The organism is Actinoplanes sp. NPDC051861 (assembly GCF_040681145.1).
Classification (GTDB): domain Bacteria; phylum Actinomycetota; class Actinomycetes; order Mycobacteriales; family Micromonosporaceae; genus Actinoplanes.
Genome location: NZ_JBFAYE010000003.1, coordinates 566,614 through 580,001 on the forward strand (window position 1 = coordinate 566,614; position 13,388 = coordinate 580,001).

The window sequence follows — 13,388 nt, forward strand, 5'->3', positions numbered from 1 at the left end:
CCCCGACGGGGTGAAGATTCGTTGTGGACACAGCGTCAGGCGCGGCACAGTCGGAAGCCAGGCGGTAGCTGTCTTCAACGTGCTTCAAACCGACGACAGGGGTAGCGGGTGAGTGAGCTAGGGCGGATCTTGAAAGAGGCCCGAACCTCGGCCGGTCTATCCCTGGCCGGTATGGCGAAGCGGACCGGATACAGCCGGTCCCACATTGGCAACGTGGAAAACGGCACCCGTCAGGCCACCCCTGACGTTGTGAAGGCATACGAGAAAGCGTTAGGGGAAGACTTGGACCGCCGTAGCCTTTTGCTCGGCACCCTAGGCATTCTGGCCGCCGGTCCCGCCGACGACACAGCAATTGCGATCACCCATGAGATCAGCAATGGGCGGAGCGGCCTACTAACCGAGCTGCAAACAAGTCACGCCACCGACAGGGGAATTGCCGCCCTGGTCGGTCAGGATGCCGCAGCCGTGGCGACGCTCTCCAAATGGACCAACCGGGGTAACGCCCTGTTGCGTGTAAACGCTACCGGTGTCCTAGCGAAGGTTCCGTCACCGGTGATCGGTTCCGAAGCCGTGACAGTTCTCCGGAATGACGGCCACGTGAGAGAGCTATACGTCACCGCCGTACTTTCCCGAGTTCTGGCGTTACCGTGGGATGAGGCTGCCCAAATGGCGACGGCCGACGGCCTGAATGAGCATCAGGTCGGAACGCTCACGAAAGAGCTAGGCAATCCGAATGATGCCGGGGCCCGGTGGTGCGCTGCGGTCACCCTTTACCGGAATCGTGGGGCCGCCACCGAATCGGTAAATACGGCGTTGCTGGCTGCACTCCGAACCGAGACAGCCACAGAAAACGTCCGGACCATTGGGGCCGCCCTGGCGGGCGTTGACCCCCTCAAGCTGTAAGGGATGGGAATGCACCTAATCAAGGTCGGCAAAGGTGAGGAAGTCCTCGGGGCCGTCGGGGCCGCCGTCGAGGAACTGGGGATCACTGCCGCCTCAATCACGCTCATTGGTGCCGTACAGACGGCCACGGTGTCGGTGATGAAAAAAGACGACGCTCTCACGGACTACCTGCGGTCTTACAACCAGCCGCTAGAACTGTCCGGAACCGGTGAGGTAGCGGATGGAAAGGTGCACCTACACGTGACCCTCTACGGAGAGGATCTGGTGACCGGCGGCCACCTTCACGCGGCCACCGTTGAGACGTTCTTTGTGCACGCCTACGTACAGCCTCTCTAGGCGGCATGAGAGGGCCGTAGACTGACGTTGAGACCCCGGGCGAACCCAGCAATGTCCGGGGTCTTCTATACCCTGAACAGGGCTTACGCCTTCCACCCCCAAGGAGCCGGCACCGGCCTTGACGGGGCCCTTAAACATGGGTGCATGTACTTCGCTGCGGATGCGGGCCAGAGCACCACATACCTGCCCTTGATCATTGCCGCCGTCGGCATTTTGGGAACGCTGGCTGCTTCCGTTCTGACGCAATGGATGAACAGTAGGCGCGACACCAAACAGTGGGTACGGCAGAAGCAGCTTCAAGACGAGCGCTTCGAGAGGGAACGGGAGCAAGAGGCGCTGCGGTGGGAACGGGAACGCGGCGAAAGGCGGGAGCAGTGGCAACGGGAGGACACGGCAAGACTTCACCAAGAAAGGCTCTCGGCCTATCAAACGCTCTTGGCAAGCTTTGACACGGCCATCAAAGACCTTAAGAGACTCGCCATGAATGCCCATTGGGGAATCCTTGACGTAGAGGATCAGTTCGACAAAGCTTTCGCCGCAGAAAGTATCCTTGAAGAACCTGTTGCGCGCGTCGAGATAATAGGATCTCCGACCATCGTCAGCGCGACGAAGGATTGTGTAACAACCTTGAATCAATACGCGAGAATGATCGTGTGGATTTCGCCCGAGCCTGACGCCGAGTCAGAAAAGAAATCCAAGGGGCATCAGGAAACACTAGCACTACTCCGTAGCCAACTGGTCAGTCTTCGTAACGAAATTCGAAGCGACATAGGAAGCGAAATCAAGAGCGCGAAGAGGCCGATTTGAACGCGGAAGATCGTGACATCATCGATCGCTTTCGGCGATCGTTCTTCGAGGCAACCTTTAGATCCTGGGTAGAAGACGGTTCCATTGAAGTCGGAAGCCGGACTTTCGATGAATTACTTACAGACTTCAGAAGACTTCTTCAGGACTTCGTTAACGAACCTGATTTTGAAGAGACCGAGTTTCATCCAATCTTTGATCATCAGGAGAAGCTACTAGAACGCGCTGTTACGGAGACAAACGAGGGTGACGATCTCATCGGGATCATGTTCTACGCCACCTGGTTTGAACACTTCATCAACGGCATTCTGATCCGGAGTCTTCGGCGAGCAGGATTCGCAGAAGACATCTACATCCCGATGATCAGGACATTCAACCTTCAGACCAAGATGGCTTCGACCTGGAAGCTGGCAGGACTCCCCGAGGTGCCAGCCGAGATGATCCGCACCCTCAACCTAGTGACCGAACTTCGGAATGGATTCGTTCACTACAAGTGGTCCGCCTTGTCGCCACAGGCGGAAGAACAGCAGAAGACCAGACTTCGTGAAGCCACGAATCAGGTCGCCTCACTTGTGAGCTACTTTAAGGCCGTTGAAGACCAATTCTTCTGGAACGGCAGGGAGGCCGAGCTAATCGAGGCATTCCGCGCAGATCTGCTAGAAGCGGAGCGCGAGAATCCTCCACCGTATCCCGCTATCGTCAGATCCTAGAAACACAAAAAGGCCCGGAGGCTCAAAGCCTCCGGGACATTCTGATTAGCTGGCCGCAGCCACGATCTTCTGAACGCTGGTCGCCTCCGCGACACGAATACCCGCGTAGCGAGCGGTGCCCTTCCAAGAAACGACGTCCTCACCGTAGCCGTACTCATCACTGCGGTTCAGGCGAATGTCTCGCCGAACACCGACATAGATTCGGCTAGCGTCCGCCACAATGACGGTCCGCACCGGAAGGTTTGCCGACGGAAGAATCGGCAGGCCCCATGCCTGACTCATCGGGTCAGCAGTAACAGAACCGGCAAGATAGGCACCCGTGGTGCCATTCTCGCGGCTCTTGATAAGGCCCTTGTACTGGTCCATAGAGCACCACACAACGGTCGGGGTGCGACCGGTGGTGAGAACCGCAATGTAGGCGTCCAGAACGTCATCCCACGTCACCAGAGTCTTACCGGCGGAAAGAGTGGTCGTGGTGTTGCTCGCGGCCGTCGATGAAATGCCGAACAGCCCAGCGGTACCGCCGGTTCCTTGGAAAGCGTCAAAGTCAACCTTCACGGCCATGTCATCAATCATGGTTTCCGCAATAAGCTTCTCAAGCGGCAGAGAACTATCCTCCAGAATTTCCGAGGTGCCCTGATAAATGCTGCCGTACTTGATGGCGTTGAAATCGAGCGCGCCAAAGGTGATGTCACCCTTGGGAATGGTCGCGCCCTCGGCGACGACCGACGGGGTCGACGACGTGAGCTGCGCCGGAATCCGGAAAGAGGCGCTATCGAACGGGACCATGTTAAGGCCAGGGGCCGACATGAAAACCGATCGGTTGCGAAGCTTCTCGATCCACTGGCTAGCGATCTTCTGCGGAACCGAATAGCCACCCTGTGCCGGGGTACCCTCGGCCATGAGCGCCCGGTACTCATCGAAAGTCGGCACCAGGTGACGCCACTCGGGGCCGTCATCGGACTTGCCACGGCCGGTACCCGGTCGCGCCGCCGTCAGGCCGCCGAAGTGCTCATTGAGAGCGCGAGTCTCGGCCTCTTCGGTTTTGCGGATCTCCTCGGCCGCCTGGACCACGTCGCCGGAAAGCTCATTGAGAGCATTACTGCGGATCTCGGCCGGAAGGTCCTCATTGGCCGCAACCTTGGTCAGATTGTCGGCAAGCTTGGCCGCCTTGGTTCGCAGCTCATCACTGGTCGGGATAGGGCAAGTGCTCATTCAAACTCCTGTCATACGGGTGTCCTCTCGGCTGCGATGAAGCCGTTTTTGGGCACAAAAAAGACCGGCCCCGCATCAGCGGACCGGCATCGGTTGATTGGTTCCGCTCTAGTAAGCGGCTGACGTGCTCGACAAATAGGCCGGGTAGGTGACCGGGCTAACATCAAATAGAGAGAGGCTGTGAACAGACCGCAGAGGCGTATAGCCGTCATCCGATAGCGACCAACTGTCGCCATCAGGATTGGCCCTGAACCCAAACGAGGATTGCGAAACGTCGCCACGCTCAAGGGCAATGAGTAGGTCCCTAACGTAGGACTGGCGCTCGTCTGCCTCAACCTCGTAATGGAGTCCGAGGCTGTCCTCTGCTAGGCGCAGGGTGCCGCTAGTGGTGCGACCTAGAATCAGTTTAGGATCGTGATCCCACAGCGCCCGAATGTCGTCTACGACGATGCTTTCAGCCCCGGCGCCTGCCATGATTCGTTCTCGAAATCCGCCGAGCGGTTCCGACAGAGCGTCAAAGATGTAGGCATACCCGGTAATCAGGCGACGGCCATTACCAATAGCCCTGGATTCCAGCTCGGACGGAAGCGTCCGACGTTCATAGTTCATGTCCTATCGCGCCGCCAGGGCGTCAATCGCAGCGACCGAGAGGGCCGCGTAAAGCCGCACGTACGGAGAGCCGGTGTCGGCCGCCTTTTCCATGCGGGCGTAAAACTCGTCAGCCATCGCTTCTAGATCCCCGGTGTCCAGGTCGGTAAGCGCATTGGTCAGGTTGTCAGTCATGGTGTCTCCTCGGAGGGGATAGAAAGAAACCCCCGGCGCTTCTCCAAGGCGCCGGGGGTTATGGGCGAACCATCTAGAAAGGAGTGAGGGGCTGGATTAGTTCCCCCTCACCTTTATACGGATTAATCCGTCACGGCTGATCAGTGATGGACCAGCCGCCATCGGGGAAGGCGTCTAGGAAGTCCCGAAGTTCCGGGGACACCCGGTGTCCCTCATAGCCGCTGGTGCGTAGCTGCACCTGGTCAACCCAGCTATGGGGCCGCCGCTCCCGCTTACTGCGCGTAGGGGCCGGCGTCAACACACCGTTACGAATGAGCGTCCGCCGCTCCACCTCTCGGGCGTCGGCACAAGTCTGTGAGCACGTCTCACGGGGCCGCCCACGGCCACGTATGGCCCCGGCGTCAAAGGTCTGCCTACAGAACGCACAACGCCGGAAACGCTGGCCCCTGTTGTGTGCCCGCTTCCAGCGAGCTAGCCGCACCTCGTTGCGGACTTCGTTCTCTCGGGTGACCGCCTCCCACATGGGACACGTCGGCTCATCGTGTGAGTGGCCGACCCTGTGGGTGCTGCACCAGTAGTAGCCCTTCATCAGCGCACCTCCACCGGCGTGAGGTGCGGATACCGCTGGGGATTTCTGGCCGATGCCTCGGTCAGTATCGACCACCAATCCTCATTGCCTGGCCGCGACAACATGGCGTCCGTCCACATCTCGTCGTGGGTTGGGTATTGCTGCTCCCAGGGCGCTACAACAGGCCCGATCGGTTCGGCCCTGTCCGGACTATCACCGGCCGTCGTTTCGGCCGTCGTAGTGGATTCTGGGGCGCTTTTAGCGGCCCTCTGTGCCCGCTTCCGTTCGGCGTCCCGGACGCGCCGACAATCCGGGGCAGAGCAGTATTCACCCCGGCTCTGGCCTTTCGCGGAGAACGCTAGGCCGCCACCGCAGTTGCGGCACTTCCGCATCTCGTAAACCATTGCTGATCCTTTCTATTGGCAAAGTGGGACACGCTGTCCCACTTGGAAGGGCGTTTGTCCCACCGTTGGATAGGTGTTTGAGCACTAAAACCAGATGTGGGACAGCAATGTCCCATCTGTAGCGCGCACTCAAGCGAACTGAAACACGTGGGTCTTCCCCTTGGTCGTCCCAACCTTTTGATCCCCCTTCCCCTGGGCTTCGGCCGGATAGCGGGGCCAGCTACGCCCGATTCCCTCGGGCGTAATTGCATGGCCCGCATGAGGGCCGAAGGTTGGTTAGTTCGTTCGTCCCGCCTTTGGATAGGGGGACGATGTGATCGGCCGTCGTGGCAGATCTACGGCGGCATAGGGTGCACAGCGGCGATCCCTCAAGGATCGTTCGCCTGTTGCGTTGATAAGTTGAGTCGTAACCTCTGCGACTCGCACTCAATGCGTGACGTCGCTTCGGCTTATGCATTAGGCATCGTGAGGCCCCGTAGGGTACGGGGGTCTTGCATACGGTGCATGTTGATAGTGGTATCTATCCGCCTCTCCGCTGTGCCCTCCGAGGCGCAGCATTGTTGTTGCCGACGTAGGTGCGGAGGCGTTGTTTCGTTTCCACGCAATCGCTTGGCGGCGATTGGGAGACTTATTGCCTGTCGCTCCGTTGCTCTCCACGACGGCCAGTGCAAGCCCTGCTAGGGGGCTTGCAGCTCACTGCAAATGCATTAGGTACGTTAGACCTGTATGGTCTAACGGTATGCTAAATAGGTAGGGTAAACCGGTACGGTAGTCCGGTAAGGTAGATAGGTAAGGTAATCCCATCTGGGGAAGGGATTCCTACTTGAGCACACGAGGCAACGCCGACTCGTCGTGCGCATGGTCGCACTTCGGAATCGTCAGCCGATACCTGTCGGGCCGGTATCCACTTGGCCCAACCTCGCCCTTGCCGTCTCGGTAAATCCAGCCGTCATCCCGTAGTAGTTCGAGATTCTGTCTCACAGGGTCTGTTGATACGTACCCCAAAGATGCGGCCATCCAAGCTTGCGACGGCCAGGCATTCCGGCCCGTCGAGTAGTCGGTTCTGCTGGCAAGAACCATCCCCACGGCTTTAGCCATCCTGGGAACGTCGGGACAGTTCAGAAACGCCTTTTCCCACTCGGTCCGGCTATGTGACCGGGGTGCTTTTGGTTTTGGCGTTTCGTCGTGGAGAACCGATCCGGCGTTGTCTTGTATTTCTGGAACGGCAGCTACGTCGGCGATGGCGTCGACTCTTGGCTGTGGAACTTCCCTTGCAGGCTCCGCGAGACATCCGTCGAAACGAAGGGCGCATCTCCAATAGGGTGATCCGCCGAACATCACCAATTCGCGTTTGCCGTGACTGCACTCCGGAGGTGGGACGTACGTTGTAGACTCGATTCCGGGCAAAGGCGTCCCCAATCATCAATCGTCGGATGAGATCTGATCGCTGCGAGCGTTGCGCTCTCGCTGTTGACTGGGAGACCGTAACAACCGTTTTGGCGGCCATCCGAGATGTGAGCGGAATTGGCGCTGTGACATGGCCCAAGCGTTTACACGCACTGTGACCGACCCTCAAGCCGTGCTACGAGGGCCGGTCGTTGGCTGCACTACGAATCGACGCCGGTTAGGCGTGTGTATCGGGCGGCATGTGATAGCGTATTAGGCGCATCACCCGAACAGACAAGAACCGTGGATAACCGCAGGTCACGGGCTTGGTTGGGCGGCTACGAAGTAGCGTTCCGTTGCTTTTAAGACGGCGCGTATTCGTAGTCCATGCGATCTAATATGCTCTCGCGCCGGACTCTCGCACCAGGCCCGCCGGTGCCTGTTCTTTCGTGTCGCGGACCACGGTGAGCGGGGCCGGGCGGTGGCACTGCTCGCAGCGCGGGCGGCGCCGGAGGTGGTAGGCGTACGTGGCTGCCGCCAGCGCCGCGCTCCACAGCGGCCACAACAGCGCCGGCGCCGTGGCCAACCCGTTGCTGAGCAGGTCCTCCGAGCCCTCGCCGGTGTACAGCGAGATCGACGCCGACGCGACCAGGACCGCCACGATGCTCGCCGGGATCGTGGCCAGGCGGATCGGGACGCGGCGGCCGGACAGGCCGATCATCCAGCGGGGGAACACCTCGCCCCAGCGCTGGGTCAGGCCCAGGGTCAGGATCGCGCCGGCCAGGGCGAAGCCGCCCAGGCCCGCCGCGGCCACGGTGATGCCCTCGCGCTGCATCTCCTCGAGGAACTCGCCGGAGATGCCGAGCGGGATGCCGGCCGCCCAGGCCAGGCGGACCACCGCGTACATGGCCGGGATGGCCGCGGCGATCCAGACCGCGATCCGTCCCCAGCGGGCGGCCGACGACGGTGACGTCCAGCCGCCCCGGGTGCCGTCGCGGCCGCACGTCTCGCAGGCGCCTCGGGTGCGCCGCTGCCAGGTCAGCGCGGCGCGGGCGATCAGCACGCCGCCGATCGCGGCGATCGCCTGGTTCGCGACCGTCCAGGTGAAGACCGTGCTGTAGTCGACGTCCGGCGGCCATCCGAACGGCAGGCCGATGATCAGCATCGGGGCGTATCCGGCGATGGTCAGCAGCCGGGCGTCCGGCACCACGGCCAGCAGGGCGGCGGTCACCAGCCAGAGGTAGGTGAGGACGGCGTACCGGACGGGTCCGCGCGGTGCGGCGGAGCCACGGGTGAAGATCAGCGCGACGGCCGCGAGGAGCAGGACCACCGCGAAGATCGGGGCGCCGGCGGAGGGTTCCAGGGCGCGCAGGGCGCTGAGGTCGCCGCGTTCGTCGGCCGGGCCGAATGGGAAGCCGCGTCCGGTGATCGCCCATCCCAGGGCGAGGGTGCCGTAGCCGGCGGCCCATCCGGCCGCCAGGATCTGAGCTCGGTTCGTCATGCCTCTCACGCTCGCTGCCGCGCAGCGCCGGGAGATCCCCGGGCGGAGGGGGACCGGTCACCCTTCAGAGGGAGACAAAACCTGTTTTGTACGCGAGGACGACCGCCTGCGTCCGGTCGCGCACCCCGAGTTTGGCCAGGATGCTGCCGACGTGCGTCTTCACCGTCTCGACGCCGAGCACCAGCCGGGCGGCGATCTCGGCGTTCGACAGGCCGTCCGCCATCAGCGTGAGCACCTCGGCCTCGCGTGCGGTCAGGTCGGCCCGCCCGACACGGCCGTCGGGCCGCCCGTAGGACGCCGCGAGCCGCCGCACCGCCTCCGGGAACAGCAGCGAGTCACCCTGCGCCACCACGCGTACGGCCTCGGCGATCTGTTCCGGGCGGGCGCGCTTGAGCAGGAATCCGCTCGCCCCGGCGCGCAGTGCCTCGTAGACGTACTCGTCGTTGGCGAACGTCGTCACCACCAGGACTCGCGGAGCGCCGGCGCCGAACCGGTCCAGGAGCAGACGGGTGGCCTGGATGCCGTCGAGCTTCGGCATGCGTACATCCATGAGAACGACGTCCGGCCGCAGCCGGATCGCGGCCTGGACCACGTCGGCGCCGTCGGTGACCTCGCCCAGCACCTCCAGATCAGGCTCCGCGCCGAGGATCGCCCGCAGCCCGGCCCGGACCAGGGCGTCGTCGTCGGCGATCAGCACGCCGGTCACGGCCGCTCCACCGGCAGCCGGGCGACGACCGTCCAGACGCCGGACCCGGGTCCCGCCGACAGGGTGCCGCCGAGCAGTCGTACCCGTTCCCGCATGCCCTCGATCCCGTTGCCGCCGCCGGCCCGCGCGGCCGATGCCGCCTGCCGGTTCGTCACCTCGATCACCAGATCGTCCTCCTGCCGGATGCGCAGCGTGGCCGGCCCGGTCCCGTGCCGGGCGGCGTTGGTCAGTGACTCCTGCACGATGCGGTACGCCTCCCTCGACACCCTCGGCGGCACGTCGATCTCGCCGACGTCGGCCCGGACCCGGCCGGTCAGGAGCCGGGGCAGCTCGTCGAGGCCGGGGCCCTGGTCGCGGAGGATGCCGAGCACACCGTCCAGCTCGGCCGCCGCGGCACGTCCCGCCTCCTCGATCGCGCCGAGCGCCTGCCGGGCGAAGTCCGGGTCCCGGTCGAAGACGGATCGTGCGGCGCCGGCCTGCAGGGTGATCGCGGTGATCGCGTGGCCGACCGAGTCGTGCAGCTCGCGGGCGAGGCGGTTGCGCTCGGCCAGACCGCGCTCGCGTTCGCGCATGTCGGCCTCCCGCTCGGCGGCGGACGGCCCGAGCAGCACCGGTGCCATCGTGGCGGCCAGCCGGCCCAGACCGGCCGTGGCGTAGAGCGAGGCGACCAGCACCACCGCACCGAGGGGGTACCACCACCAGCCGGTGCCCAGGCTCTCGCCGCCGATCACGCCGAGCACGCCGACCGGCATCGCGACCAGGATCAGCGTGCCGATCGCCGCGCCGGTGAGCAGGTGCAGACCGAACCAGAGGGCGGCCCGCAGCCGGGTCTCCAGCTCCGGTGACCGTTCCCGGTCGTGGCCGGGCAGGTCGACGGCGAGCAGCGACCGGGCCGCCGCGATCTCCAGTTCCCGGGTGCCGCCGAGGAACGGCGGCACCAGCGCGATCCCGGCCACGATGGCCAGGATCAGCAGCTCGCCGGGCCGGCCGCGGTCACCCTCGGTGATCGACTGGACGACCAGGCCGGCGCCCAGCAGGTACGGCAGCGCGAGCACCCCGCCGAGCAGCAGGAAGACGGCCCGCCGGTAGGTGACGGGGTCGAGCAGCGGGCCCAGCAGCCGCCTCATCCGTCGCCGTGGGGGTAACCGACGCCCTCGCGCTCCGGGTAGCCGACGTCGATCGCGGACACGTCGTCGAGCGCCATGGCGATCTCCGCCGGGAGCGTGAGCTGCTCGCTGCGCAGCGCTCCCTGCAGCTGGCCGGCGGTCCGGGCGCCCAGGATCGGCGCGGCCACCCCGGGCCGGTCCCGGATCCAGGCCAGGGCCACCTCGAGCGGGGAGACGCCCAGGCCGCTCGCCGCGGTCACCACCGCCTCGACGATGCTGGAGCTGCGCGGCTCCAGGTAGGTCTGCACGAACGGGGCCAGATGCTCGGAGGCCGCCCGCGAGTCGAGCGGACGGCCGTTGCGATACTTGCCGGTGAGCACTCCCCGGCCCAATGGGGACCAGGCGAGTATGCCGAAGCCCAGCGTCGCCGCGGCCGGCAGCAGCTCCCGCTCGATACCGCGTTCGACCAGCGAATACTCCATCTGGGCCGCGACGATCGGGGCCCGTCCCGGATAGGCGGACTGCCACGTCGCCGCGCGGGTGGTCTGCCAGGCGGCGAAGTTGGAGACGCCGGCGTAGCGGACCCGGCCGCTGTTCACCGCGTGGTCCAGCGCGGCCATGGTCTCCTCGAACGGGGTCTGCGCGTCGTATCCGTGCACCTGCCACAGGTCGACGTAGTCGGTGCCGAGCCGCCGCAGCGAGGCGTCGAGGGAGCGCAGCAGGTTGCCCCGGGAGGCGTCGCGGGGACGGTACCGGTGCGGGGTGAGGCCGGCCTTGGTGGCGATCACCACCTCGTCGCGGGGGACCAGGTGGTCCAGCAGCGAGCCGATCACGGCCTCGGCGTCGCCGTCGCCGTACACGTCCGCGGTGTCGATCAGCGTCCCGCCGGCCTCGAGAAAGATCTTCAGCTGGTCGGCCGCGTCGTCCGGGTCGGTGTCCCGTCCCCAGGTCATGGTGCCGAGAGCGAGCCGCGAAACCGCTAGCCCGCTTCGGCCGAGCGGTCGCTGATGCATGAGTGAACCTTATTCAGAGTGCTTCGTCCGCGAAATGCTCACGGGCCTGTGTGCTGCGTCGGTTACCGGACCGAAACCCGCCAGTAGCCGATCAGTACGCTTGCAGGCGAACACAAGATCTCGGGAGGGCACGTGCGGCTCGGACTCAGCCTCGGCTATCAGACGGCGTGGAGCACACCCGCCGATCATCTCGCGATGGCCCGGGAAGCGGACCGGCTCGGCTACTCGGTGGTCTGGACCGCGGAGGCGTACGGGTCGGACGCCGTCAGCATGCTCGCCTGGATCGCCGGCCAGACCGAGCGGATCGACCTCGGCCCGGCCGTCATGCAGATCCCGGCACGCACGCCGGCGATGACCGCGATGACGGCCGCCACCGTCGACACGCTCTCCGGCGGCCGGTTCCGGCTCGGCCTCGGCGTCTCCGGCCCGCAGGTCTCCGAGGGCTGGCACGGCGTCCGGTTCGCCAAGCCGCTCGCCCGCACCCGGGAGTACGTGGACATCGTCCGGATGGCGCTGGCCCGCAAGCCCGTCTCCTACGACGGCGAGCACTACACGCTCCCGTTGCCGGACGGCGCGGGCAAGGCCATCAAGCTCGGCTTCCACCCGCCCCGGGAGGAGATCCCGATCTACCTGGCCGCGGTCGGGCCGAGGAACCTGGAGCTCGCCGGTGAGATCGCCGACGGCTGGCTGGCCATCTTCTTCGCGCCGGACGCGGCCGGGGAGCACCTCGCGCACATCGCCCGCGGGCGTGAGAAGCGCGGACTGACCATGGACGGCTTCGACGTGGCGCCGACCGTGCCGGTCGTGCTCGGCGACGACCCGGCCGCCTGCGCCGACGTCATCCGGTGGTACGCGGCGCTCTACATCGGCGGGATGGGCAGCCGCGAGCAGAACTTCTACAACGCGCTCGCGGTCCGGATGGGTTACGCCGACGAGGCCAAGCGCGTCCAGGACCTCTACCTGAGCAGGCAGGTGGCCGAGGCGGCCGAGGCGGTGCCGCAGGAGTTCATCGAGCGCACCTCGATCATCGGCACCAAGGAACAGGTCAAGCAGCGCCTCCGGGAATACGCGGCGGCCGGCGTCGGCACGCTGTCGATCAGCCCGTACGTGGGTGATCTGGAGGGCGGCATCACGACGCTGCGGGTCGTCGCCGAGGCCCTCGACGAGACCGGCCTGGCGGACTGAGTGGCGACCGTCCTGCTGCTGCGGCACGGCCGTACCACCGCGAACGCGTCCGGTGGCCTGGCCGGCCGGCAGCCCGTGGAGCTCGACGAGACCGGGCGCGCCCAGGCGGCCCGCGTCGGTGAGCGGCTGGGCGTCCTGCCCCTCGCCGCCGTGGTGACCAGCCCGCTGATCCGCTGCCGGCAGACCCTCGAACTCGCGGTGCCGGGCGTCACCCCGGTGACCGACGACGGCCTGATCGAGTGCGGGTACGGCGACTGGGAGGGCCGGCCGCTCAAGGAGCTGGCCAAGGAGCCGCTGTGGCCGGTGGTCCAGCAGCACCCCAGCGCCGCGGTGTTCCCCAACGGTGAGGCGATGGCCGCGATGTCGGCCCGCGCGGTCGCGTCGATCCGCGGCTGGGACGCCCGGGTGACCGCCGAGCATGGCCCGGACGCGATCTGGCTGGCCTGCAGCCACGGCGATGTGATCAAAGCCATCGCGGCCGACGCGCTGGGACTTCACCTCGACGAGTTCCAGCGGATCGTGGCCGACCCGGCATCGATCACGGTGATCCGGTACACACCGACCCGCCCGTTCCTGGTCCGGCTCAACGAGACCGGTGAGCTGGGGTCGCTCGTACCCCCCAAGAAGGAGGACCGGGAGCCCGCCGCGGAGAGTGACGCGGCAGTGGGCGGGGGTGCCGGCGGCGGGGTGTGATGCACGCAGCGTGATCGGTGCATCGCCGCAGCGTGTGCCCCTTTGCGCCCTCGGCGAACCGGCAACGGTGACCCG

Annotated in this window: 14 protein-coding genes; 6 read left to right on the forward strand and 8 right to left on the reverse strand. The window is 65.2% G+C overall.

Annotation, left to right across the window (positions count from 1 at the left end):
* The first annotated feature begins 108 nt into the window (after positions 1-108).
* The 4 genes from AB0M02_RS13405 (at position 109) to AB0M02_RS13420 (ending at position 2,753) form a co-directional block, all read left to right on the forward strand.
* Entirely contained in the window at positions 109-903 is a 795-nt protein-coding gene (locus tag AB0M02_RS13405) for a helix-turn-helix transcriptional regulator (protein WP_364225633.1), read from the forward strand.
* A gap of 3 nt (positions 904-906) precedes the next feature.
* On the forward strand, positions 907-1,239 hold the full coding sequence (locus AB0M02_RS13410) for a PPC domain-containing DNA-binding protein (protein WP_364225635.1): 333 nt from the start codon (positions 907-909) through the stop codon (positions 1,237-1,239).
* A gap of 144 nt (positions 1,240-1,383) precedes the next feature.
* Positions 1,384-2,046, forward strand: a complete 663-nt coding sequence (locus AB0M02_RS13415) for a hypothetical protein (protein WP_364225638.1) — start codon at positions 1,384-1,386, stop codon at positions 2,044-2,046.
* Entirely contained in the window at positions 2,043-2,753 is a 711-nt protein-coding gene (locus AB0M02_RS13420) for a hypothetical protein (protein WP_364225640.1), read from the forward strand. The genes AB0M02_RS13415 and AB0M02_RS13420 overlap by 4 nt, the downstream gene beginning before the upstream one ends.
* A gap of 45 nt (positions 2,754-2,798) precedes the next feature.
* On the opposite strand, the gene AB0M02_RS13425 is transcribed toward AB0M02_RS13420, so the two are convergent.
* The 8 genes from AB0M02_RS13425 to AB0M02_RS13460 form a co-directional block, all read right to left on the reverse strand.
* Complete coding sequence (locus tag AB0M02_RS13425) at positions 2,799-3,968, reverse strand: phage major capsid protein (protein ID WP_364225642.1); 1,170 nt, start codon at positions 3,966-3,968, stop codon at positions 2,799-2,801.
* A 108-nt stretch (positions 3,969-4,076) separates the two neighbouring features.
* On the reverse strand, positions 4,077-4,577 hold the full coding sequence (locus tag AB0M02_RS13430) for an HK97 family phage prohead protease (protein ID WP_364225645.1): 501 nt from the start codon (positions 4,575-4,577) through the stop codon (positions 4,077-4,079).
* 3 nt (positions 4,578-4,580) lie between these two features.
* Positions 4,581-4,751, reverse strand: coding sequence for a hypothetical protein (locus AB0M02_RS13435; RefSeq protein WP_364225648.1), 171 nt, complete (start codon positions 4,749-4,751; stop codon positions 4,581-4,583).
* Between the two features lie 1,192 nt (positions 4,752-5,943).
* Positions 5,944-6,180 carry an HNH endonuclease signature motif containing protein gene (locus AB0M02_RS13440; protein ID WP_364225651.1) on the reverse strand — a complete coding sequence of 79 codons (237 nt, stop codon included), beginning with the start codon at positions 6,178-6,180 and terminating at the stop codon, positions 5,944-5,946.
* Between the two features lie 1,323 nt (positions 6,181-7,503).
* Positions 7,504-8,610: a hypothetical protein gene (locus AB0M02_RS13445; RefSeq protein ID WP_364225654.1), complete on the reverse strand. Its 1,107-nt coding sequence runs from the start codon at positions 8,608-8,610 to the stop codon at positions 7,504-7,506.
* Positions 8,611-8,674: 64 nt separating this feature from the next.
* A complete protein-coding gene (locus AB0M02_RS13450) occupies positions 8,675-9,316 on the reverse strand; it encodes a response regulator transcription factor (protein WP_364225657.1) in 642 nt (213 codons plus the stop codon).
* A complete protein-coding gene (locus tag AB0M02_RS13455) occupies positions 9,313-10,443 on the reverse strand; it encodes a histidine kinase (protein WP_364225660.1) in 1,131 nt (376 codons plus the stop codon). Before AB0M02_RS13455 ends, AB0M02_RS13450 begins: the two co-directional genes overlap by 4 nt.
* Entirely contained in the window at positions 10,440-11,435 is a 996-nt protein-coding gene (locus AB0M02_RS13460) for an aldo/keto reductase (protein WP_364225662.1), read from the reverse strand. Before AB0M02_RS13460 ends, AB0M02_RS13455 begins: the two co-directional genes overlap by 4 nt.
* A 132-nt stretch (positions 11,436-11,567) precedes the next feature.
* Between AB0M02_RS13460 and AB0M02_RS13465 the strand changes: the two genes are divergently transcribed.
* Complete coding sequence (locus AB0M02_RS13465; protein WP_364225664.1) at positions 11,568-12,620, forward strand: LLM class F420-dependent oxidoreductase; 1,053 nt, start codon at positions 11,568-11,570, stop codon at positions 12,618-12,620.
* Entirely contained in the window at positions 12,621-13,313 is a 693-nt protein-coding gene (locus AB0M02_RS13470; RefSeq protein ID WP_364225667.1) for a histidine phosphatase family protein, read from the forward strand.
* Positions 13,314-13,388: the final 75 nt, after the last annotated feature.

Excerpts from the sequence above, each read along its gene's own strand:
- AB0M02_RS13410 (WP_364225635.1), top strand. The coding sequence starts at position 907 with ATGGGAATGCACCTAATCAAGGTCGGCAAAGGTGAGGAAGTCCTCGGG.
- AB0M02_RS13415 (WP_364225638.1), top strand. The coding sequence starts at position 1,384 with ATGTACTTCGCTGCGGATGCGGGCCAGAGCACCACATACCTGCCCTTG.
- AB0M02_RS13425 (WP_364225642.1), bottom strand. The coding sequence starts at position 3,968 with ATGAGCACTTGCCCTATCCCGACCAGTGATGAGCTGCGAACCAAGGCG.
- AB0M02_RS13430 (WP_364225645.1), bottom strand. The coding sequence starts at position 4,577 with ATGAACTATGAACGTCGGACGCTTCCGTCCGAGCTGGAATCCAGGGCT.
- AB0M02_RS13435 (WP_364225648.1), bottom strand. The coding sequence starts at position 4,751 with ATGACTGACAACCTGACCAATGCGCTTACCGACCTGGACACCGGGGAT.
- AB0M02_RS13440 (WP_364225651.1), bottom strand. The coding sequence starts at position 6,180 with ATGCATAAGCCGAAGCGACGTCACGCATTGAGTGCGAGTCGCAGAGGT.
- AB0M02_RS13445 (WP_364225654.1), bottom strand. The coding sequence starts at position 8,610 with ATGACGAACCGAGCTCAGATCCTGGCGGCCGGATGGGCCGCCGGCTAC.
- AB0M02_RS13455 (WP_364225660.1), bottom strand. The coding sequence starts at position 10,443 with ATGAGGCGGCTGCTGGGCCCGCTGCTCGACCCCGTCACCTACCGGCGG.
- AB0M02_RS13460 (WP_364225662.1), bottom strand. The coding sequence starts at position 11,435 with ATGCATCAGCGACCGCTCGGCCGAAGCGGGCTAGCGGTTTCGCGGCTC.